At 66.7% G+C, this 20,338-nt stretch carries 22 protein-coding genes; 10 read left to right on the top strand and 12 right to left on the bottom strand.

The window, feature by feature from the left end:
- Positions 1 to 151: 151 nt before the first annotated feature.
- Positions 152 to 616 (bottom strand): PaaI family thioesterase, encoded by a 465-nt coding sequence (locus AB0M74_RS26610; protein WP_366529018.1) that lies wholly within the window; start codon positions 614 to 616, stop codon positions 152 to 154.
- A gap of 91 nt (positions 617 to 707) precedes the next feature.
- Here AB0M74_RS26610 and AB0M74_RS26605 point away from each other — a divergent pair, with 91 nt between their 5' ends.
- Both AB0M74_RS26605 and glyA read left to right on the top strand, forming a co-directional pair.
- Entirely contained in the window at positions 708 to 1,274 is a 567-nt protein-coding gene (locus AB0M74_RS26605; RefSeq protein WP_366529017.1) for a TetR/AcrR family transcriptional regulator, read from the top strand.
- A 204-nt stretch (positions 1,275 to 1,478) separates the two neighbouring features.
- On the top strand, positions 1,479 to 2,774 hold the full coding sequence (gene glyA, locus AB0M74_RS26600) for a serine hydroxymethyltransferase (protein WP_366529016.1): 1,296 nt from the start codon (positions 1,479 to 1,481) through the stop codon (positions 2,772 to 2,774).
- A gap of 116 nt (positions 2,775 to 2,890) precedes the next feature.
- On the opposite strand, the gene AB0M74_RS26595 is transcribed toward glyA, so the two are convergent.
- The 4 genes from AB0M74_RS26595 to AB0M74_RS26580 all read right to left on the bottom strand — a co-directional run bounded on the left by AB0M74_RS26595 (position 2,891) and on the right by AB0M74_RS26580 (position 7,016).
- A complete protein-coding gene (locus AB0M74_RS26595; RefSeq protein ID WP_366529015.1) occupies positions 2,891 to 3,637 on the bottom strand; it encodes an HNH endonuclease family protein in 747 nt (248 codons plus the stop codon).
- Positions 3,638 to 3,716: 79 nt separating this feature from the next.
- The gene (locus AB0M74_RS26590) at positions 3,717 to 4,454 is read right to left on the bottom strand and encodes an ESX secretion-associated protein EspG (protein ID WP_366529014.1); all 738 of its coding nucleotides are present in this window, start codon (positions 4,452 to 4,454) and stop codon (positions 3,717 to 3,719) included.
- Positions 4,454 to 5,689: a hypothetical protein gene (locus tag AB0M74_RS26585; protein ID WP_366529013.1), complete on the bottom strand. Its 1,236-nt coding sequence runs from the start codon at positions 5,687 to 5,689 to the stop codon at positions 4,454 to 4,456. Before AB0M74_RS26585 ends, AB0M74_RS26590 begins: the two co-directional genes overlap by 1 nt.
- 133 nt (positions 5,690 to 5,822) lie before the next feature.
- Positions 5,823 to 7,016, bottom strand: a complete 1,194-nt coding sequence (locus AB0M74_RS26580; protein ID WP_366529012.1) for an FAD-dependent monooxygenase — start codon at positions 7,014 to 7,016, stop codon at positions 5,823 to 5,825.
- A 107-nt stretch (positions 7,017 to 7,123) separates the two neighbouring features.
- Here AB0M74_RS26580 and AB0M74_RS26575 point away from each other — a divergent pair, with 107 nt between their 5' ends.
- Together AB0M74_RS26575 and AB0M74_RS26570 are read left to right on the top strand one after the other, a co-directional pair.
- Positions 7,124 to 7,861: a TetR/AcrR family transcriptional regulator gene (locus AB0M74_RS26575; protein ID WP_366529011.1), complete on the top strand. Its 738-nt coding sequence runs from the start codon at positions 7,124 to 7,126 to the stop codon at positions 7,859 to 7,861.
- 38 nt (positions 7,862 to 7,899) lie between these two features.
- On the top strand, positions 7,900 to 8,322 hold the full coding sequence (locus tag AB0M74_RS26570) for a limonene-1,2-epoxide hydrolase family protein (protein WP_366529010.1): 423 nt from the start codon (positions 7,900 to 7,902) through the stop codon (positions 8,320 to 8,322).
- 20 nt (positions 8,323 to 8,342) lie between these two features.
- On the opposite strand, the gene AB0M74_RS26565 is transcribed toward AB0M74_RS26570, so the two are convergent.
- Positions 8,343 to 8,615 carry a hypothetical protein gene (locus AB0M74_RS26565; RefSeq protein ID WP_366529009.1) on the bottom strand — a complete coding sequence of 91 codons (273 nt, stop codon included), beginning with the start codon at positions 8,613 to 8,615 and terminating at the stop codon, positions 8,343 to 8,345.
- A gap of 378 nt (positions 8,616 to 8,993) precedes the next feature.
- On the opposite strand from AB0M74_RS26565, the gene AB0M74_RS26560 reads away from it, so the two are divergent.
- The 3 genes from AB0M74_RS26560 (at position 8,994) to AB0M74_RS26550 (ending at position 12,057) form a co-directional block, all read left to right on the top strand.
- Positions 8,994 to 10,322, top strand: a complete 1,329-nt coding sequence (locus tag AB0M74_RS26560) for a PhoH family protein (RefSeq protein WP_366529028.1) — start codon at positions 8,994 to 8,996, stop codon at positions 10,320 to 10,322.
- A gap of 209 nt (positions 10,323 to 10,531) precedes the next feature.
- Positions 10,532 to 11,077, top strand: a complete 546-nt coding sequence (locus AB0M74_RS26555) for an esterase (RefSeq protein ID WP_366529008.1) — start codon at positions 10,532 to 10,534, stop codon at positions 11,075 to 11,077.
- 110 nt (positions 11,078 to 11,187) lie between these two features.
- A complete protein-coding gene (locus AB0M74_RS26550; RefSeq protein ID WP_366529007.1) occupies positions 11,188 to 12,057 on the top strand; it encodes an acyl-ACP desaturase in 870 nt (289 codons plus the stop codon).
- Positions 12,058 to 12,142: 85 nt separating this feature from the next.
- Here AB0M74_RS26550 and AB0M74_RS26545 read toward each other — a convergent pair whose 3' ends face one another.
- Entirely contained in the window at positions 12,143 to 13,567 is a 1,425-nt protein-coding gene (locus tag AB0M74_RS26545) for a class II fumarate hydratase (RefSeq protein WP_366529006.1), read from the bottom strand.
- 135 nt (positions 13,568 to 13,702) lie between these two features.
- A complete protein-coding gene (gene glpX / locus AB0M74_RS26540) occupies positions 13,703 to 14,746 on the bottom strand; it encodes a class II fructose-bisphosphatase (protein WP_366529005.1) in 1,044 nt (347 codons plus the stop codon).
- 132 nt (positions 14,747 to 14,878) lie between these two features.
- On the opposite strand from glpX, the gene AB0M74_RS26535 reads away from it, so the two are divergent.
- Together AB0M74_RS26535 and AB0M74_RS26530 are read left to right on the top strand one after the other, a co-directional pair.
- The gene (locus tag AB0M74_RS26535; RefSeq protein WP_366529004.1) at positions 14,879 to 15,445 is read left to right on the top strand and encodes a DUF4245 domain-containing protein; all 567 of its coding nucleotides are present in this window, start codon (positions 14,879 to 14,881) and stop codon (positions 15,443 to 15,445) included.
- A 454-nt stretch (positions 15,446 to 15,899) separates the two neighbouring features.
- Positions 15,900 to 16,403: a GNAT family N-acetyltransferase gene (locus AB0M74_RS26530; protein ID WP_366529003.1), complete on the top strand. Its 504-nt coding sequence runs from the start codon at positions 15,900 to 15,902 to the stop codon at positions 16,401 to 16,403.
- 114 nt (positions 16,404 to 16,517) lie between these two features.
- On the opposite strand, the gene AB0M74_RS26525 is transcribed toward AB0M74_RS26530, so the two are convergent.
- From AB0M74_RS26525 to AB0M74_RS26510, 4 genes are read right to left on the bottom strand one after another with little or no spacing between them, the layout of a single operon-like run.
- On the bottom strand, positions 16,518 to 16,862 hold the full coding sequence (locus AB0M74_RS26525; RefSeq protein WP_366529002.1) for a VOC family protein: 345 nt from the start codon (positions 16,860 to 16,862) through the stop codon (positions 16,518 to 16,520).
- 15 nt (positions 16,863 to 16,877) lie between these two features.
- Complete coding sequence (locus tag AB0M74_RS26520; RefSeq protein WP_366529001.1) at positions 16,878 to 17,129, bottom strand: exodeoxyribonuclease VII small subunit; 252 nt, start codon at positions 17,127 to 17,129, stop codon at positions 16,878 to 16,880.
- Positions 17,126 to 18,478, bottom strand: coding sequence for an exodeoxyribonuclease VII large subunit (gene xseA / locus AB0M74_RS26515; protein WP_366529000.1), 1,353 nt, complete (start codon positions 18,476 to 18,478; stop codon positions 17,126 to 17,128). The genes AB0M74_RS26520 and xseA overlap by 4 nt, the downstream gene beginning before the upstream one ends.
- Positions 18,479 to 18,489: 11 nt before the next feature.
- Positions 18,490 to 19,113, bottom strand: a complete 624-nt coding sequence (locus AB0M74_RS26510) for a lipid droplet-associated protein (protein ID WP_366528999.1) — start codon at positions 19,111 to 19,113, stop codon at positions 18,490 to 18,492.
- 199 nt (positions 19,114 to 19,312) lie between these two features.
- Here AB0M74_RS26510 and AB0M74_RS26505 point away from each other — a divergent pair, with 199 nt between their 5' ends.
- A complete protein-coding gene (locus tag AB0M74_RS26505) occupies positions 19,313 to 20,323 on the top strand; it encodes a 4-hydroxy-3-methylbut-2-enyl diphosphate reductase (protein ID WP_366528998.1) in 1,011 nt (336 codons plus the stop codon).
- The last annotated feature ends 15 nt before the right edge of the window (positions 20,324 to 20,338 follow it).

Raw genomic sequence — 20,338 nt, 5'->3', positions numbered from 1 at the left:
CCCGCAAACGCCACGGCTTCCGAACACCGACCTACATCCTCGACCAGGTACTGTCCAACACTGCCCCTGTTGCATCGACCACGTGAATCCGCCGGGATGGGGGCCGCCATTTCACTCCGCTCGTGCCGCTCGTGGCGTCGGGCGGGTGGGGTCAGCGGAAGATGACGCAGGTGGTGGTGGCATGTGCGACGAGGCGGCCCTTGTCGTCGACGACGCGGCCCTCGGCGGTGGCGGTGGTGCGGCCGACGTGGATGGTGGTGCCGGTCGCGGTGAGTCGTCTGCCATCGGTCGGGACCGAGCGGATGTAGTTGACCTTCAATTCGAGCGTCGTGTAGCCGACCCCGGGGTCCAGCGTGGTGTGCACCGCGCAGCCCATCACCGAATCCAGCAGCGTTGCGCAGATGCCGCCGTGCGTGGTGCCGAGCGGGTTGGCGAAATCCGTTCGGGTCTCGAGGCCGAAGACCACCTTGCCGTGTTCGAGCAGATCGATCTCCATACCGAGCAGATCGCCGATGAACCGCGGCCTGCCCTCCATCGTCATCGCCGTTCGCAGCAGCTCCAGCCCCGACAGCTCGGCGAAATCGATCTCCGGCGCGGGTGTGGTTTCCGAACTCATGGGTTCCGTCCTTTCGGTGAACCGATCGGTCCATATCTGTCATAATTGGAGCATGGACCGATCGGTTCACGCAACTGTGAGGAGGCCACCGATGACCGCAGGCCCGCGCGCCCGGCTGATCGAAAGCGCCATCGAACTGGTCCGCGAACAGGGCGTGCACGCCGCCGGGCTCGCCGCGCTGCTCGACCGCAGCAATGCCTCACGCAACTCGCTGTACCAGCACTTTCCCTCGGGAAAGAGTGAACTGGTCGAGACCGCGACCAAGATCGCCGGTGACCGAATGACCTCCGTCATCGATAAGGTCACCGCCGCGGGTCCGCCCGAGCAGTGGCTCGCCGCCCTGGTCGGCTGGTGGAAGCAGGTCCTCGAACAGAGCGCGTTCACCGCGGGCTGCCCCATCGTCGGCGCCGCGCTCGCCGAATCCGAGCCCCGCGTGCAAGCCGCCGCAGGTGCGGCGCTCGGCGACTGGGCCGACCACCTCGCCACCGCCTTCACCGGCGCCGGCATCCCGCCGGCCCGAGCCGCCTCTCTGGCGAGCTTCGTCGTCAGTGCGATCGAAGGCGCGATCGTCCAATCCCGCGCCCGCAAATCCACCGCGCCCCTCGACGATGCACAGGAACATCTCGTGGCCCTCCTATCCGCGACAACTCCGGCCTGACTCGCCTGTGGCCGGACACGGCTCGGCGAGTGACACCTGGCGGTAGCCTCGGGTCGGTGCGCTGCTGCGGGATGGCCGTCGCATACGACGGGGTGGGCGCTGCGAATGTCGAGACGGACGCACGGCGGTGTGCCGCTCGGGGCTGTTTCGGTCTGAGCGAACCCCCTGGCGGTGGGCGTATGCGGGGGCCAATAGACTGATGCGGTGACGCAGACGACCGCCTCTGTCAATACCCAGTCTCTCGGTGAGCTCGATCCGGAGCTTGCTGCCGCGATGGCAGGCGAACTCGCCCGCGAACGCGACACCCTCGAGATGATCGCCTCCGAGAACTTCGTGCCGCGCGCCGTGCTGCAGGCACAGGGCAGCGTGCTCACCAACAAGTACGCCGAGGGCTACCCGGGCCGTCGCTACTACGGTGGCTGCGAGCACGTCGATGTGGTCGAGACCCTCGCCCGCGACCGCGCCAAGGAGCTCTTCGGCGCCGAATTCGCCAATGTGCAGCCGCATTCCGGCGCGCAGGCGAACGCGGCGGTGCTGATGGCGCTGATGGATCCGGGCGACAAGCTGCTCGGCCTCGACCTCGCGCACGGCGGACACCTCACCCACGGCATGCGGCTGAACTTCTCCGGCAAGCTCTACGAGGTGCACTCCTACGGGGTCAGCAAGGAAGACCACCGCATCGATATGGACGAGCTGCGCAAGACCGCGCTCGCCGCGCGCCCGAAGGTGATCGTGGCAGGCTGGTCGGCCTACCCGCGCCACCAGGATTTTGCCGCCTTCCGTGAGATCGCCGACGAGGTCGGGGCTTACCTGTGGGTGGACATGGCGCACTTCGCCGGTCTGGTCGCCGCGGGTCTGCACCCCTCACCCGTGCCCTACGCCGACGTGGTGTCCTCCACCGTGCACAAGACCCTTGGTGGTCCGCGGTCGGGCCTGATCCTGGCCAAGCAGGAGTACGCGAAGAAGCTCAACAGTGCGGTGTTCCCCGGCCAGCAGGGCGGTCCGCTCATGCACGTGATCGCCGCGAAGGCCGTGGCCTTCAAGATCGCGGGCGGCGCCGAGTTCAAGGAGCGCCAAGAGCGCACCCTGTCGGGCGCGAAGATCCTCGCCGAGCGCCTCGGCGGCGCCGACGTCAAGGACAAGGGCGTCAGCGTCCTCACCGGCGGCACCGACGTGCACTTGGTGCTCGTCGACCTGCGCAACTCCGAACTCGACGGCCAGCAGGGCGAGGATCTGCTGCACGAAATCGGAATTACGGTGAACCGCAACGCTGTTCCGTTCGATCCGCGCCCGCCGATGGTCACCTCCGGTCTGCGCATCGGCACCGCCGCCCTGGCCACCCGTGGCTTCGGCGACGCCGAGTTCACCGAGGTCGCCGACATTATCGCCACCGCGCTCGCCGGCGGCTCCGACACGGAATCGCTGCGCGCCCGCGTCGTCAAGCTCGCCCGCGACCTCCCGCTGTACCAGGGCCTGGAGGACTGGAACCTGCTCGGCTGAGCCGACCCGCTCCGACCAACGTCTCCGCACACCATTTCCAGGTGTGCGGAGACGTTTTTCATTCGGCGGGGTGGTGCAGCGGGGTCGGCATAGCCCGTCGGCGATGTCCCGTCGACTCACTGCGCCGGGCAGCTGTCGAGCATCTCGCCGAGGGCATCGCGTTCGGGCGGGGTGACGTGCAGGCCGTAGCGGGCCTTCACGCCGACCCATCGTCTGGCGTACTCGCACCGATACTCGTGGCGAGACGGCCGCCACCGGTCCGGACTCTTGCTGCCCTTGTCTCGATTGGCCTGTTTGTGCACCGCGACCAGGTTGTCGATGTCATTGGCGAGGCGCTCGCGCCGATCCGCCGGCCAATCCCATGCACCCGAACGCCACGCGTTACCGAGTGGGACGACATGGTCGATCTCGAGGTCGGAGGCTGTGAAGCGGTCGTAGGGCAATGGTGTACCGGTGTAGGGGTCGTCCAACCTGCCGGATAACACCTGGCACCGATTGCGGTCGGCCATCCGCACCTCGTGCAGGTCGCGGCGCAGCACCGCATCCCGTGCGGTGCACCCGTCCGACTGCGTCGGTTCGCCGCCGTGGCCTGCCCAACCAGGACCGAATGCGTTGCGGGCGTAGCTCTCCCCGTGTTCGTTACGTGCCACGGTCAGGCTGTTCAGCAGTGCCCGCGCGGATTCGGGACCGGGCGGGAACTGTGCCGGCGAGGCGGGTCGAGGACCCGGCGAACCACCCACCGCGGGCGCTGCCGAATCGCGAGGGGTGATCCACAGCGCGGCAGCGGCGGCGGCCAGGCACAACAGCGACGCCACCGTGGCCGCGGCACCGCGCAGGAGCTGTCGCGGCCTGTCCCGGTCCACCGGCCGCCGAGTCGGGAGGCGGGCGGGATAGTCCCTGGCAAACGCACGGACGCCGGGACGCGCAGAGCGTCGTTGGCCCCTAACTGTCGAGCCGCGCTTTGCCGCGAATGATGGCCTCGTCCAGGTAGCGGGTGATCTCCGCGCTGGTTGTCGGCCGAATCATGAGAGCGCGATTGGCGGGAATCTCGCAGTAGCGGCCTGCCTCCGTATCGATCCAGCGCAGCTTGCCCGTCCGGATCGGTGTGCCGTTGCGTGGGCCGAGCAACACAACGGCGGAGCCTCTGGTGTCGTAGGGCTGACGCCAGAAGCGCTGGTAGCGTTCCTTGACCCCGCGCGAGGGCGCATTGGCGAACGGGTCGGGCCGGTTGTCGTTGAGATCGTCCAGCAGGTAGCTCTTTTCGGCCGCGGTACCCGCAGGCGGGTCCGGCAGTAGCCGAACCAGCTCGGTCGCGAGCTGGTCGACCCGGCAGCGGCGCAAGCGCACCGTGCCACCGTCGAGGCCCGGCGCCTGCACGCCGATGACGCCGGGACCGCCGCGGGTCGCGCACCCGATGGCCCGAATCTCCGCCGAGTCTCGGGCATTGTCGATGCCGAAAAGTTCGATGCGCCAATCGGGTCGGGCGAGCACACCGAGCGCGCGCCGGAGGTGGATGTGGTCCTCGTGCGCCAGTTCCGCGCGGAACTGCTGCTGATACGCCTGATACTCGTTGCGGCCGAGGAAGCGGCTGGTGAACCGGAACGGAAAAGGCAAACGGTCCATACCGGTTCCGAACCACGCGGCCGCGAACTGTTCGGCCGTGAGTGACCATTGCGCCACTACTCGGCCCCGAGCACCGGCGGGACGGTTCGCTCGACCGGCCCGAGAAGTTCCGCCGCGTGCTCCTCCGAACGCAGGTAGCCGGGCGAATCGTGTTCGTCGTCGGTCCCTCGTGCCCGAGTACGCGGCGGAACCATGTTCGAATAGCCCGCTCCGAGTGTCGCGCCCGGGCGGCCGGCGGGGCCGGAGACAGGCTGTGTTCCCGGTGTTCCCGGCGTCGGCTGGCCGGGGACCGACGCGCCTTGTCGAGGTTCGCTGCTGTAGACCGGTGCCGCGGTGGGCGAACTCGGTGTCGTCGGGCCACCCGGGATGCTGTCGAGCGCAACCGGGATGTAGGTGGTCGGGACCGTTGCCGGATACGACGCAGGGCTGAGCGTCGAGGGCATGGCTGGTCTCGTCGAGGTTGGTGTGGTGCCTGTTGGAATGGTGGGCGCGCCGTTCTGTGGGCTCGATGCGGGCGAGACTCGCCGTGGAGTTCCTTCTTCCGGCTTCCCTTGCTGCTCCGATGTGTCCTGCCCTGCTGGTGTGTCCTGCTCTGCTGGTGTGTCCTGCTGCCCCGGTGTGCCGTGATCTGTGGGTGGGTTTTCAGCTGCCGGTTTGTCCGGCCCGCCGGGCTCGTCGTGGCCGGTCGGGTTGTCGTGCTCGGTCCCGCTCTGCGCGAAGGGTTCGCCCGATCCGGCGCCGTTCGGACTGCCGGGTCGAGCGTCGGTGTCCATGCCGCCCGGATTCACACCGACGGGTCGCACCGGCGGTGGCAGCGTCGGAATGTCCGGGGCGGTATTTCCATACGGTTGGATGTACAGCGTGTCCATATCGTCGCGGGCCTGCTCTTCGGCGGTGTTCCGTGCCGCGGGATCGGTTGTGGTTCCGGAATTTTCGATCACGTCGGGCACCGCCGCCTTGAACCGTGCCGCCGCGTCTGCCGCCACCGAGAGCGGCTGGGACTGCTGATCCAGCGCCTGCCCCAACTCGCTCATCCGCGCCGTGAACTGCCGGATGCTGCGCACGGCACCGTCCGCGGCAGCCCCCTCCCAATCCTGTTCCACCGCTTGCTGAATGGCCGCCTCGAACTGTTCCCCTGCCTTGGTCACCGCCGCCGCGATGGCCGACCAGGCTGCGAGGGCGCCGTCGAGGCCGGCCGGGTTCATGTGAACCGAAGCCTTTTTGATCTCCGCGTGCGAAAAGTTCTGCGCGTTCTCGGGATTGGTGATCGCGCGGCCGTCGGTTGGTCTCATGACCGGCCCTCCGCCCTTCCGTCAGTGCCGTCTTGACCATATAGACGCACCCGACCCTGCCCCGGTTCCATCGAACACACCTCTGCCCCCCGGTGCCGGCCACGCCGCGGCGGATTCGCACCGTCGGACCGGTTCAGTGCGCAACGGACTGGTTGACCAGCGTCGAGTAGTCCCGCAGATCGAATTTCGCCGCGCTGTCGGTGTACTTCATCATGAGCGTGAACATCCGCGAGTTCAGGAACCAGTTGCGCATCTTGATGCCGCGCGCGGTCTTCGGCGCGAGGAACGCACCCGCATTGCTGTTGCCCGCGAGCTTGGTGTAGCGCCGCATGATCTCGCTGTAGTTGGCGAAGGCGGTGGTGTGATCGTCGTTGACGGCGAGTTCACCGGCGATGACGTAGGCGCCGACGACCGCGAGTCCGGTACCGAAGCCGCCCAGAGTGTTTCCGTAGGCCGAGTCGCCGACCAGTGCGACCCGTCCCTTGGTGTAACCGACCTTCTTCATGTTCACCTTGCTGATCGAATCGAGGAAGACGTCCTCGAACTCGTCGATCTCGGTGAGCATGCGCGGCACCTCCCCGTCGACGTCGGCATAGGTCTGCTTGATGACTCGCCGCTGGTCTGCGGTGCAGGTGCGGTCGTAGTCGAGTTCCGCGGCGGCGAACATGTAGAGCTGCTGGGCTTTCGAGCCGCCACTGACTGCCAGTCGGCCCGGCACATTGTGCGCATAGGCGGTCGCGCGGTCGCGCGGCCCCTCGGCGTCGACGCTCCACGGGCTCGCACCCGCGACGCAGTAATAGTGGCCCAGGTGCTTGACGAAGTCCTTTTCCGGTCCGAAGGTCAATTTCCGCACCCGCGAATGGATTCCGTCGGCGCCGAACACCAGGTCGAAGGTGCGCGCAGGGCCGTGTTCGAACTCGACGAACACGCCGTCGGCCGTGTCGGTGAGTGCGCTGATCGAGTCGCCGAAAAGGTATTCGCAGTCCTCGACGGTCTTCTTGTACATGATCGCGGCGAGGTCCCCGCGCAGGATCTCCACATCGCCGCCGGTGAAGTCGCCGGACATGACAGCGAGTTCATTGCCCGCGTCGTCGATGAACACCGTGTCGGTCGTGCCGGTGCGCTGCTGCTGGATATCGTCCCAGATCCCCATCCGATCGAGGACGAAGCGGTGTGTCTCGCCCTTGAAGTCGACGGCCTGACCGCCGGTCCGCAGCGCAGGCGCCCGCTCGACCACGGTGACGGCGAATCCGTAGCGGTTCAGCCAGTAGGCGAGGGCGGGACCGGCAACGCTGGCGCCGGAGATGAGGACGGTCTTGTTTCGCATGATGACTCCCTTTGTTTGTGTCCCATGAAATCTGTTTCCGTCGGACACGAATGAGAGTATGGTAGACACAGTTACAAGTCAAGCCGTATCTCGGGAAGGATGTGGTGATGCCGTCACCTACCGCTGTCGAGCTGCTGTGGGGAACCCAGCAGCGACCAAAGCGTGGGCCCAAGCCCTCGCTGTCACTGAGTGGGATCGTCGCCGAGGCGATCGATCTTGCCGATGCCGAAGGTCTGGCGAACCTGTCCATGCAGCGTCTCGCCGAGCGCCTCGGCTACACCAAGATGTCGCTGTATCGCTACGTGCCGGGCAAGGCCGAGCTCACCGCGTTGATGCTCGACGCGGCCCTCGGTACGCCGCCGGATATGGCCGCGATCCAAGCGGATTCGGTCGATGAGCGCTGGCGTATCGGCCTGCGCCGGTGGGCGGAGACGATCTTCGAGAAGTACAACGCGCATCCGTGGTCGCTCGAACTCTCCGTCGGCGTGCGTCCCTTCGGGCCCAACGAGATGTTGTGGATGGAGGCCGCGCTGGAGGTATTGGCGGGTACCGGTCTGGCCGGAGCCGAACGCCTCGACACCATGGTGCTGCTGAACGGTCACGTCCGTAGCCTCGCGCAGCAATCGATGACGACGGGCAAGGAGGGACTGGAACAACAAATGATCCGCGAGCTCGGGGATGTCCTCGCGACCATGGGCGATCGTTACCCCGAGGTGGTCGCGGCCTTCGCCGAACAGGCGGTCGTCGGGGCCTCGGGTCCGGAGGCGGCCCGCGACAACGCGCTGAACTTCGGCATCGACCGCATTCTGGATGGACTCGCCGTCTTCATCGCGGACCGGCGCTGATCCGCCCGGAGTCGACCCGCGCGGCATACAGTCGAAACATGTCCGAACAGACCGAATTGACAGAAGACGCGATCATCACGGTGCGCGAGTTCTTCGCGGCGCTGGAAATGGGCGCGGTGGAGGAGGCGCTGGAGCTTCTGCACCCCGACCTCGTCTGGAAGAACTCCACGTTGCCCGACGTCGGTGCCGGTCTGGCCCGGCGCATCCTGCGCGGTCTGCACCGCGACCAGTTCGGCTTCGCCGTCGAGATGCATCACATCGCGGCCGAGGACGACAACGTGGTGCTGACCGACCGCACCGACATCCTGCGGTTCGGTCCAGTGCGCGTGGCGTTCTGGGTGGCGGGCACCTTCGAATTGCGTGAGGGCCGGATCATCCTGTGGGACGACCACTTCAGCTGGGAGAACTTCCTGCGCGGCACCGCCGTCGGGCTGTGGCGCGCGGTGTTCCCGCGCGACTGAGCCGGAACTCGGGCCGGAACTCAGGAGTGCTCGACGAGGTACTCCAGGTAGAACGGGCGCAGCACCTCGGCGACCTCGCCGTCGCCCGCATGGACGTAGTCATCGATCATCGGGACGACGTACTTGATGTCGGCCTCGCTCTGGCCGAGGTTGCCCGCCGCGGCCTCGGCGGCGGGGATCGAGGTGAGCAATCGCCACAGGTACTTCACGTCGCCGTGGCGTACCGCCAGTTTCACCGCCCTGTCGTGCAACTCCTTGGACGACAGCTTCTCCAGATCCTCGTAACCGGCCATGTCTGCGACTCTAACCCTTGCGCGCCGAATGTTCCCGTGAGCTCGGGTTAACGACAAATTCACGGACACGCCTACCAGTCCCGGAGCGAGGAATGGTCGGTCGGCGGTAGCGTCGGTGGTGCGGGTCGCGTCGGTGTGACTCGCACGGGAGGTCCTGACCGTGACTGAGCTATTCAGTACGAGGGGGCCGGCACCCGGCCCTCGTGGCATCTGACTCACGTCGGATCCCATCAGGACGGACCGGTCCAGCGAGATCGTCTGTGCGGGTGCCGCGCGGACACAAAGGAGCCCACCGTGACTGCTGCACGCTCCGTTCCCGCTCCCTCGGCGCATTCCCGCTCCGCGAAAAATAAGGATTCCGCCGCTGTCGCTACGGACATCAAGGGGGCCCGCCCCACGCATTCCCACAGTTCCGGTGCCAGGACCTTCGTGATCGACACTTCGGTATTGCTATCGGATCCCTGGGCTTTCACCAGGTTCGGCGAGCACGATGTCGTCCTACCACTGGTTGTCATCAGCGAGCTCGAAGGCAAACGACACCATCACGAACTGGGCTGGTTCGCGCGGGAAGCCCTGCGCAACCTGGACGATCTACGCCTGCAGCACGGCAGGCTGGATCAGCAGGTGCCGATCGGCACCGAGGGTGGAACGCTGCAGGTGGAACTGAACCACACCGACCCAGCGGTACTTCCGGTCGGGTTCCGCACCGACACCAATGATTCCCGCATTCTGGCCTGTGCCCTCAATCTCGCGGCGGAAGGCCGCGCCGTGGTACTGGTGTCCAAAGACATTCCGTTGCGCGTCAAAGCGAGTGCGGTGGGATTGCAGGCCGATGAGTACCACGCCCAGGACGTGGTCACCTCCGGCTGGTCCGGGATGGTCGAGCTCGATGTCAACTCCGCTCAGATCGATCAGCTCTACTCCGAGAGTGTGATCGATCTGGACGATGCCAAGGAACTGCCGTGCCATACCGGAATTCGGGTGCTCGGCTCCAGCTCCAGCGCGCTCGGTCGGGTCACTCCCGACAAGCGGGTGCAGTTGGTGCGAGAGCGCGAGGCATTCGGATTGCACGGCCGCTCGGCCGAGCAGCGCATCGCGCTCGATCTGCTGCTCGACGAGAGCATCGGCATCGTCTCGCTCGGTGGCCGAGCGGGCACCGGCAAGTCGGCGCTCGCGCTCACCGCGGGTTTGGAGGCGGTGCTCGAGCGCCGCACCCAGCGCAAGGTGGTGGTGTTCCGGCCGCTGTACGCCGTGGGCGGACAAGACCTCGGCTACCTGCCCGGCTCCGAGAGCGAGAAGATGGGCCCGTGGGCGCAGGCCGTCTTCGACACTCTCGACGGGTTGGCCAGTCGCGAGGTGTTGGAGGAGGTGCTCAGCCGCGACATGCTGGAGGTATTGCCGCTCACCCACATTCGTGGTCGTTCGCTGCACGATTCGTTCGTGATCGTGGACGAGGCGCAATCGCTGGAACGCAATGTGCTGCTCACCGTGCTCAGCCGACTGGGCACGGGATCACGGGTGGTGCTCACCCACGATGTGGCACAGCGCGACAACCTGCGCGTCGGCAGGCACGACGGTGTCGCCGCGGTGATCGAAAAGCTCAAGGGGCACCCGCTTTTCGCGCACATCACCCTCACTCGTAGCGAGCGGTCGCCGATCGCCGCGCTGGTGACCGAGATGCTGGAGGAGTACGGCCCGAGCGCATAGCCCGGTAAACCCGTGCGGTGCTGGTGTAGCCAGCAACTATTCAGGGTGTGTTTCATTTCACAATCGAATGGGTAGTATCCGCCGCGATACGTGTTCAGCAACGGCCCGGCGAGTCGGTCATCGGTTCGCCGGGTCATTGCCGGACAGCGGCCTAGGCTACGGCCGACGTCACCGCATCCGCGGTGTCGTCGGTAGCCACTTTCGAGAGGATGGAAATGCACCACTTCGCTCGACGAACGGCTGGACTCACCGCGGTGCTTGCGACGGGCGCATTGCTGCTTGCCGCGGGCTGTAGCAAGGATGACGACAAAGACTCGACCCATGCTGCGATGACAACCACCTCGATGGCCATGGGGCACATGGAGGAGCACACCGCGGGCGCCGCGGAGGAAACCAAGATCGCTACGCAGAACGGCGAGATCACCATTTCCGGCGAGATCCTCGAAAAGTACACCGCGACAGGCGGTCCGACCGGTCCGCTCGGTGCCCCACTGGAGGCACTGGAGACCGCGTCCAACGACGGCAAGTACCAGGACTTCACCGGCGGCACCATCTACTGGAGCAAGGACACCGGCTCACACATCGTGTGGGGCGAGATTCGCAAGGCGTGGGAAGACAACGGCGGCGCCAACGGCAAGCTCGGCTACCCGACCAGCGACGAGAAGGACATCGCGGGCGGCGGCAAGGAGAGCGATTTCAGCGGGGGCACCATCACGTGGGCGGACGGCAAGACTACAGTCACGCCCAAGGCCTGATCGGCTGCGGCGTCCGGTGCCGTGCCCCGCACGTTCCGGACGCCAGTCTCCATCCCTTGTTTCTCATCTGTAGATGCCCGCACCGCGGGCCCAGCAGCTAGGTTGTGTGAGTGCAAAATCTCTTGACCGACCGCGAGCTTCTGCAAGCGCTTGCGGACGAGGTGGAACTGAATCTGCGTCGTCACATCGAAGCCGCGGACGGCTGGCAGCCGCACGATTACGTGCCGTGGGACGACGGCCGGAACTTCGGCTTCCTCGGCGGCATCGATTGGGAGCCGGAGCAATCCGAGCTCAGCGAGACCGCCAAGTTGGCGTTGACCGTCAGCGTGCTGGTCGCCGACAACCTGCCCTCGTATCACCGTGAGGTCGGCAAATACCTGCGCACCGGCTCGTGGTGGCGCTGGGTCGGCCGGTGGACGGCCGAGGAAAACCGCCACGAGATCATGATCCGCAACTACCTCATGGTCACCCGCTCGGTCGATCCGATCGAGTTGGAGCGGTTGCGGATGGACCACATGACCAAGGGCTTCCGTCGCCCCGCACTGCACCTGCTCGACGTGCTGGCCGCCTGCGCGTTCGAGGAATCGGCCGCCGCGATTCGGCATCGCAACACCGCGGCCCTCGGCGAGAACAAGATGGTCACCGCCATCGCCGAGCGCATCGCGGTCGACGACGAGCTGCAGTCGATCCTCTTCGCCAACTTGGTCGCCGCGGCCTTCGAGATCGCGCCGGACCAGACCATGCGTGCCGTCGCAGACAGTGTGGCGAGCTTCCACGTGCCGACGGTGATACTGCCCGACGGACGTAGCAGCGACGACCTGCTGGCCGAAGCGGGCATCTACGACTTGGCCGCGGAGGGCGAGCTGGTCTTCGCTCCGCTGCTGGCTCGGTGGAACGTGTTCGAACGGACCGATCTCGGTGCAGAGGGCGAACAGGCCCGCGCCGAGCTCGCGCATCTGCGCGCCGAGTCGCTTGCCTGACTCGGGCTGTCGCGGGTAGCGCGATGAAGGGCCACCGGCCGGTGCACGGATCCGTGCACCGGCCGGTTTTCTAGGGCGCTCGAGGCTAGTCGTCGGTGGACGCTTGCTTTCCGTCCTTCACCTTCGCCATCGACAACACGTCGAGTCGGCGATCGAGTTCGTGCTCTGTCAGCTTTTCGTCGATCAGACCACGGTCGATGACCGTCTGCCGAATCGTTTTGCGCTGTTTCAGTGCCTCTTTCGCGACGGCCGCAGCCTCTTCGTAGCCGATCGCCGAATTCAGCGGCGTCACGATGGACGGGGATGATTCGGCCAGGGTGCGCAGGTGATCCTCGTTCGCGACCAGGCCACGGATGCATTTGTCGGCGAACAATCGGGAGACATTGGCGAGCAAGCGGATCGACTCCAGCAGATTGCGTGCCATCACCGGGATGTAGACGTTCAGTTCGAACGCACCGCTCGCGCCGGCGAACGCGACCGTCGCATCGTTGCCGATCACCTGCGCGGCGACCTGCGTGACCGCCTCGGGCAGTACCGGATTCACCTTGCCCGGCATGATCGAGCTGCCGGGCTGCAGATCGGGCAGCTGCAGTTCGCCGAGGCCGGTGAGCGGGCCCGAACCCATCCAGCGGATGTCGTTGGCGATCTTGGTGAGACTGACCGCGACGGTGCGCAGCGCGCCGGAAGCCTCGACCAGGCCATCGCGCGCGGCCTGCGCCTCGAAGTGATCCTCGGCCTCCGACAGTGCATCGAGGTCGGTCGAGCGCACCAGTTCTGCAACAACTTTCGTGCCGAAGCCATCCGGTGCATTGAGACCGGTGCCGACCGCCGTGCCGCCGATGGGCAGCTCGCCCAAGCGTGGCAGCACCGCCATGATGCGCTCGATGCCCGCGGCGACCTGGCGGGTATAACCGCCGAATTCCTGGCCGAGGGTGACCGGCACCGCGTCCATCAGATGGGTGCGCCCGGACTTCACCACCGTGCGCCATTCGGTCGACTTGTCCAGCAGCGCGAGCCGCAAGTGATCCAGCGCCGGAATCAGATCCTTGATGGCGCCCTCGGTAGCGGCCAGATGCGTTGCGGTGGGGAAGGTGTCGTTGGACGACTGGGACATGTTCACGTCGTCGTTCGGATGCACAATGACGCCGTTGGCCTTGGCGATCGAGGCGATCACCTCATTGGCGTTCATATTCGAGCTGGTGCCGGAACCGGTCTGGAAGACATCGATCGGGAATTGGTCGTCGTGCTTGCCCTCGGCGATCTCCTCGGCCGCGGCGATGATCGCGTCGGCCTTGGTGGGGTCCAGCAGACCCAGATCGCGGTTCACCTTGGCACACGCGGCCTTCAGCAGGCCGAGCGCGCGAATCTGCGCACGCTCCAGGCCACGTCCGCTGATCGGAAAGTTCTCCACGGCCCGTTGAGTCTGCGCCCGCCACAACGCGTGCACGGGTACCCGGACCTCGCCCATGGTGTCGTGTTCGATGCGGTACTGCGTCTCCTCGGTCGTCATGAATTCGACCCTATGCCCGAGACGACCGCTGTGGGGCTGCCACGCCTGAGCGCATTCGCACAGTGCCCGCCGGAATAAGAAAGAGACGCGCAGGCAAGCCCTGCGCGTCTCTTCTGCGTCTGGATTGCCCCCGCGTCAGGGCAGCGGGGGGATTGCGTCCTCGTCGCCGATGAAGTCGACCGAGGAGTACTCGCGCAGCTTGGTGAGGCGGTGGTACGCGTCGATCATGCGGACGGTGCCCGACTTGGAGCGCATGACGATCGACTGGGTGGATGCGCCGCCGCCGTAGTAGCGGACGCCGCGCAGCAGGTCACCGTCGGTGACACCGGTCGCGCAGAAGAAGACGTTGTCGCCGGCCACCAGATCCTCGGTGGTCAGCACCCGGTCCAGATCGTGTCCGGCGTCGAGAGCCTTCTGCCGCTCGGTGTCGTCGGTGGGCGCCAACATGCCCTGCAGCTCACCGCCCATACAGCGCATGGCGGCGGCCGCGATGATGCCCTCGGGGGTGCCGCCGATGCCGACCAGGATGTCGGTTCCGGAATCGGGGCGCGCGGCGGCAATGGCGCCGGCGACGTCACCGTCGGAAATCAGCCGGATACGGGCGCCCGCGTCGCGGACCTCCTGGATCAGCTCGGCGTGCCGAGGCCGGTCCAGGATGCACACGGTCAGGTCGGACTTGAGCAGACCCTTGGCCTTCGCGACCCTGCGGATGTTCTCGCCGATCGGCGCAGAGATATCGATCACGTGGGCGGCATCGGGGCCGACCGCGATCTTGCGCATGTAGAACACCGCGGACGGATCGAACATCGCGCCGCGATCGGCGACCGCGAGCACGGCAATGGCGCCGGGCGAGCCCTTCGACATCAGCGTGGTGCCGTCGACCGGGTCGACCGCGAAGTCCACCTCGGGACCGGTGCCGTCGCCGACCAGCTCACCGTTGTACAGCATCGGCGCTTCGTCCTTCTCGCCTTCGCCGATGACCACGACGCCGCGCATGGAAACCGAGCTGACCAGCTGCCGCATGGCGTCGACGGCCGCGCCGTCGCCACCCTCCTTGTCACCACGGCCGACCCAGCGACCCGCGGCCATCGCACCGGCCTCGGTGACCCGGACCAGTTCGAGCGCGAGGTTGCGGTCCGGCGCCTCGCGGCGGCTGGGTGCGGGCGAAGATGCCGTCATTACGGTGTGCCTCCTACGGTCGTTGCTAGGAGTGATTGTCTCAGAAGCGTGGACGTTCCCGATCAGGTACACCCGTACCGGCTCGGGCCACCTGTGGTCGAGCCCGCCGGATGGTGCGTGGATACTGGGAGCGTGTCGTACCAAAAGCCACGCATTCTCAACGACTACCGGGATCTGCTCTGGTCACTGCTCCCGTTGGTGCTGATCGCCGTGGTTTTCGCCGGGTTGGCAAGCCAATGCAGCTTCGCGGCCAAGGGCCCGACGCAGGGGCAGATCCCGCACTTCGACGTCACCGCCGCGCTCACCGCCGACGCCCGCACCCTGCCCTTCCCGATTCGGAATCCGAGCCTGCCCGCGGGTTGGACGCCGAACTCCGGCAGCCGCGACACCATCACGAGCAACGGCGGCGGCCCGGTCAGCACGGTCGGCTACCTCACCCCGCAGGGCACCTACATGCGCCTGAGCCAGAGCAGTGCGACCGAGGAATCGCTGTCGCGTTTCGTACTGGGCTCGCGCTACGCCGGCGGCGCCGAACAGGTCGGCGACCAGAAGTGGATCGTCTACACCGAGCCCGGCGAAGAGACGGCGTGGATCGCCGATCTCGGTCGGTCGCGTGTGCTCGTCACCGGCGCGGGCAACGAGGCCGCCTTCCGGATACTGGCTGCCGCCGTCGCCGCCGCTGAGCCACTGAAGCGCTGAGCCACTGAAGCGCTGGGTGGCCGAAGTGCCGAGCCGCTCAGGTGCGGGGTGCGGGGTCGCTCATGCGCGGGGTCTGGGGTCGAGGCGCTGAGTGCTGGTGCGTGGGGGTGCTCAGCGCGCAGGTGCTGGGGCGCGGGGTGCTGGGTCGCCGAGGCGCAAGGGTGCTGAGCCTGCTGAGGCGTCCTCCACTGGAGTTGCCGGAGTGGCCAGGTTGCCGCGAAGCGAGTGTGGTCGCTACCCGGGCATCGATGGCCGATGCGGGGTGGCAGCAGGTGTTGCGCAGGTTGCTGCGCTACGGTTGCCGTGGCGCGAGATGCGCGAGGACCAGGTCGGGCGGAGGTTGATGAATATGGCTGTCGGTAGCCGTCTTTCGCATGCCCACATCCGGTCTGCTCGCCGCTGAATCTCGAATTCGCCTGCCGGCCGGACTCTTCCGATAGTCAGGAGTGTCCTCATGTTTCGCCGTTTCTCGACCGCCGATTCCGACTTGATCACTGATCGCCTCGTGCTGCGATCGTGGACCGCCCACGAGGTGGCCGCCGCACTGGATGGCCACCGACTCGCCCACTGGGCCGAGGACTTTCCCGCCGACGGCGACCGTGTCATCGTCTCCCTCGTCGCGGAGCATCCCGACTGGTTGACCGAGTACGGCCATCGCCAGATCATCGAACGCGAAACCGGCCTCGTCGTCGGCTCGCTCGGCCTGTTCTGGCCGCCGGTGGACGGTGCGCTGGAGATCGGATACGGGGTCGTCGGCTCGCGGCAGGGGCGCGGGTATGCGACCGAGTCGACCCGCGCCCTCACCGAATTCGCGCTGACCACAACGGAAGTGCGCACCGTGTACGCGAATGTGGAGTTGTCGAACCCGGCCTCGATTCGTGTGCTGGAGAAGGCCGGATTCCAGCACTGGGCTACGACAGACGATATGGCTCGCTTCCGCGTTATCGCGGCGGACTGATCGCATGGACCGGCGTGTGGGGCGGGTGTGAAGCACTCGAACCGCGCGCCGGTCGCGCTGGCCGGTGCGTAGACCGGACGATGGGGAAAGCACGGGGCGAACGGAGACCGCTTGTCAGCGGTGGTTCACCACGTTGACGATGGTGCCGCTCGGGTCGCGGACGAAAAAGCGGCGCACGCCCCAGGGTTCGTCACGCAGTGCGTACACGATGTCGGCGCCCGCGGCGACCATGTCGGCGTGGACGGCGTCGACATCATCGACCTCGACGCTCATATCGGGTTGCGGCTGTTCGGCTTCCGGGCCGACGAGCAGGACCTGGGCGGTCGGGTTGGTGGGCGAGGCCATCGTCACCACCCAGCCGAGGTCCATGGCCTCTTCGAAGCCGAGCAGCTTGTAGAACTCGCGGCTGCTCTCCATGTCGTCGGTGCGGATGTCGGGGGTGGCGCGACGAATCGTCATTACCGCTCCTCGGGCTCAGTCGGACCCTGTCTCGGATCGGGCCAATGCGTTCTCGACGCGCGTGCGCGCGCCGGCGAGATGTTCTTCGCAGCGGTTGGCGAGTGCCTCGCCGCGCTCCCACAGCGCGAGTGAATCGTCGAGGTCCATACCGCCCTGCTCGAGCATTTTCACGACGTTGACCAGTTCGTCGCGGGCGCGTTCATAGCCGAAGGTGGCGATCTCGGCCAGCTCGGTGTCGGCGTCCTTGCCGGAGTCGGCCACGGTCATGTCCTCCCTGCTTCGGTATTTTCAGTTGGCTCGGCGCCCACTGTTCGGGTGCCGAGTTGCTGGGTGCCGAGCGCGGCGGCGGTCACGGCGCCGTCGGCGACGCGGATACGCAGCTGACTGCCCGCGGGCGCGTCGTCGATGTAGCGCACCACATGCCGCTCCTTGCCGTTCACACGCTGCACGACAGCGTAGCCACGGGCCAGCGTCGCCGCCGGGCCCACCGCGGTCAACTGCTCGCGCAGATGGCGCGTCGCCGTGGTTTCGGCGCGGATCAGGTGTTCGGCGGTGCGTCTGGTGGCGGTGCGCAGTCGTTCGACTTCTTCGTGGCGGCGTTCGAGGAGTTCGCGCAGTGGATCGGCGAGCACCGGCCGGGAACGCAGCTGGCCCAGCGCCCTGGTTTCGCGGTCGACCCAGCCGCGCAGCGCGGCGGCCGAGCGGGCTCGCATATCGCGTACACCGGCCAGTTCGGCGGCGGCGTCGGGCACGATGCGCTTGGCGGCATCGGTGGGGGTGGCCGCGCGCAGGTCGGCGACCAGATCACTGAGCGGGTTGTCGGGTTCGTGGCCGATCGCGCTGACGATCGGAGTGGTCGCGGCGACGATTGCGCGACACAGCGCCTCGTCGGAGAAGGCCAGCAGATCCTCGACGCTGCCGCCCCCGCGGGCGAGCACGATCACGTCGACGGTGGGGTCGCGGTCGAGCTCGGCCAGCGCCTCCAGCATTTGCGGCACCGCGGTCGGGCCCTGCACCGCGGTATTGCGAACCTCGAAATGCACTGCGGGCCAACGATTACGGGCCACAGTGAGGACATCGCGCTCGGCGGCACTGGCCCGGCCGGTGATGAGTCCGACGGTCTCGGGCAGGAAGGGGATCGGTCGCTTCAGTCGGGGATCGAACAGGCCTTCGGCGGCAAGCAGGGCCTTCAGGCGTTCGATGCGGGCCAGCAGCTCACCGATGCCGACCGGGCGAATCTCGATGACGCGCAACGACACTGTGCCCCGGCCGGTGAAGAACGAAAGCTTGCCGTAGACCACCACCCTGCTGCCTTCCTGCAGCGGGACCGGCGATGTGCGGATGAGGTCGGGGTCGCAGGTCACCGACAACGACATGTCGGCGGACGGATCGCGCAAAACCAGGAACGCGGTGCGGGTGCCGGGGCGCAGATTGATTTGGGTGATCTGGCCCTCGACCCAGATGCTGCCGAGCCGATCGATCCATTGCGCGACCTTGATGGCCACCGAACGCACCGGCCACGGGTGCTCGGCGGAATTGGCAGCCGCCGCTTTGGCCGAATCGGCCGGACGGTCGGGTTGGCCGGAGGGCACCCGGCCAACCGTCGATGAAGACATCGGGGGTTCGGTCACTGGGCCCGCACGGTGGCGATCCGGTTGGTCAGCATGGTGATGAAGGGCGCACGGGCGCGAGTCTGCTGCTCGTAATCCAGCAGCGCGCTCAGATCCTCGATGGTCAGCATGCGCAGGCGAGCGCGTAGCTGGGCCAGGGTCATGTTGGCGTAGTCGTAGCGGGTGGCGACTTCGGGTTCGTCGATCTCCGGCTCGGGCCGGTCGGTGTCGGGGGCAGGGGTTTGCTGCTCGGCGATTTCCGGTTCGAAGAGGGTCTGCACGACGGAGTTGTGGCCGTTGGACCGGTATCCGGTGGGTTCCTCGGCGGTGTATAGGTCGAAACGGCTGGACCGTGCGGTGGCGGGGGTATCGGAGCCGGGGGTTTGCTCGGGTGCCGCGTCCTCGTCGAACGTGGCCCACTCGGGTTGTTCCACGGGGCTATTGGTCAGCTGTTCGAAGACCGCGTCGCCCTTGAGGGCGAGGCTGGTCACGAACTGTTGGATGTGCATCGTGGTCTGCAACAGCTGGCTGATCGCGGTGATCGGGAGATTTATTGCCGTCGTGGGTAGCCGACGGGTTTCTTCGATGGCATAAACGGCCGCACCGGCGGCGACGCGGGCCAGGAATGGTGGTCGAAACATGGTCCTAGCCTGCCCGAAGCGGGTGGTTATGCAAAGAACAGACGCGCATGTGTCACCGTCCGGCATCGTCATCCACCGCCATTTCGGCCAAGTCGTCCCAGACGGATGTCCGGACGTCACCCATATTGTTCCGCACCAGTGCCGTCGCGGCAGTGACCGGCCGCTGATCGATTCCTCCGGCGCACGTAAGCTGAACGGCATGTCTTCGGCCATATCCTTGAACCTCGGAATCGCCCGCTCGGCCGGTTCCGGCTCTGCCGATGCCGACGGCGGAAAGCGGGTGCTACTCGCAGAGCCGCGTGGGTACTGCGCCGGCGTGGACCGCGCGGTGGAAACGGTGGAGAAGAGCCTAGAGAAGCACGGTGCGCCGATCTATGTGCGCAAGGAGATCGTGCACAACCGGCACGTGGTGGAAACACTGCGTGAGCAGGGCGTTGTCTTCGTAGACGAGACCGACGAGGTGCCGGAGGGTGCGGTCGTGGTGTTCTCCGCGCACGGTGTCTCGCCCGCGGTGCACGAGTCTGCGGCAGCCCGCAATCTGCACACCATCGATGCGACCTGCCCGTTGGTGACCAAGGTGCATCAGGAAGCCAAGCGCTTCGCCCGCGACGACTACGACATCCTGCTGATCGGCCACGAAGGCCACGAGGAAGTCGAGGGCACCGCGGGGGAAGCCCCCGACCATGTGCAGCTGGTGGACGGTCCCGATTCGGTGGATCGCGTCACAGTCCGCGACGAGTCCAAGGTCATCTGGCTGTCGCAGACCACGCTCAGCGTCGACGAGACGATGGAGACGGTCAAGCGGCTGCGTGAGCGGTTTCCCGCGCTGCAGGATCCGCCGAGCGACGACATCTGCTACGCCACCCAGAACCGTCAGGTCGCGGTCAAGGCGATGGCGCCGGAGTGCGATCTGGTGATCGTGGTCGGCTCGCGTAATTCATCGAACTCGGTCCGACTGGTCGAGGTGGCCCTCGGCGCGGGCGCCAAGGCTTCCTACCTGGTCGACTACGCCCGTGAGGTGGATCCGGCGTGGCTGGAGGGTGTCCGGACCGTCGGCATCACTTCCGGCGCTTCGGTGCCGGAAATTTTGGTTCGCGGTGTGTTGGACATGCTGGCCGAGCACGGCTTCGCCGATGTGCAGCCGGTCACCACCGCCAACGAGACGCTGGTGTTCGCGTTGCCGCGGGAGTTGCGCACCACTCGGAACTGAGAACTGTCGCACTGA

Source organism: Nocardia sp. NPDC051463 (genome assembly GCF_040681975.1).
Taxonomy (GTDB): domain Bacteria; phylum Actinomycetota; class Actinomycetes; order Mycobacteriales; family Mycobacteriaceae; genus Nocardia.
The sequence above is the reverse complement of the archived record's forward strand: the minus strand, read 5'-3'. Positions and strand labels throughout refer to the sequence as shown.

Bases quoted from the DNA above. Each gene is read 5' to 3' on its own strand.
- AB0M74_RS26610 (WP_366529018.1), bottom strand. From the start codon at position 616: ATGAGTTCGGAAACCACACCCGCGCCGGAGATCGATTTCGCCGAGCTG.
- AB0M74_RS26605 (WP_366529017.1), top strand. From the start codon at position 708: ATGACCGCAGGCCCGCGCGCCCGGCTGATCGAAAGCGCCATCGAACTG.
- AB0M74_RS26585 (WP_366529013.1), bottom strand. From the start codon at position 5,689: ATGAGACCAACCGACGGCCGCGCGATCACCAATCCCGAGAACGCGCAG.
- AB0M74_RS26580 (WP_366529012.1), bottom strand. From the start codon at position 7,016: ATGCGAAACAAGACCGTCCTCATCTCCGGCGCCAGCGTTGCCGGTCCC.
- AB0M74_RS26575 (WP_366529011.1), top strand. From the start codon at position 7,124: ATGCCGTCACCTACCGCTGTCGAGCTGCTGTGGGGAACCCAGCAGCGA.
- AB0M74_RS26570 (WP_366529010.1), top strand. From the start codon at position 7,900: ATGTCCGAACAGACCGAATTGACAGAAGACGCGATCATCACGGTGCGC.
- AB0M74_RS26565 (WP_366529009.1), bottom strand. From the start codon at position 8,615: ATGGCCGGTTACGAGGATCTGGAGAAGCTGTCGTCCAAGGAGTTGCAC.
- AB0M74_RS26555 (WP_366529008.1), top strand. From the start codon at position 10,532: ATGGAAATGCACCACTTCGCTCGACGAACGGCTGGACTCACCGCGGTG.
- AB0M74_RS26545 (WP_366529006.1), bottom strand. From the start codon at position 13,567: ATGACGACCGAGGAGACGCAGTACCGCATCGAACACGACACCATGGGC.
- glpX (WP_366529005.1), bottom strand. From the start codon at position 14,746: ATGACGGCATCTTCGCCCGCACCCAGCCGCCGCGAGGCGCCGGACCGC.
- AB0M74_RS26530 (WP_366529003.1), top strand. From the start codon at position 15,900: ATGTTTCGCCGTTTCTCGACCGCCGATTCCGACTTGATCACTGATCGC.
- AB0M74_RS26525 (WP_366529002.1), bottom strand. From the start codon at position 16,862: ATGACGATTCGTCGCGCCACCCCCGACATCCGCACCGACGACATGGAG.
- AB0M74_RS26520 (WP_366529001.1), bottom strand. From the start codon at position 17,129: ATGACCGTGGCCGACTCCGGCAAGGACGCCGACACCGAGCTGGCCGAG.
- xseA (WP_366529000.1), bottom strand. From the start codon at position 18,478: ATGTCTTCATCGACGGTTGGCCGGGTGCCCTCCGGCCAACCCGACCGT.
- AB0M74_RS26510 (WP_366528999.1), bottom strand. From the start codon at position 19,113: ATGTTTCGACCACCATTCCTGGCCCGCGTCGCCGCCGGTGCGGCCGTT.
- AB0M74_RS26505 (WP_366528998.1), top strand. From the start codon at position 19,313: ATGTCTTCGGCCATATCCTTGAACCTCGGAATCGCCCGCTCGGCCGGT.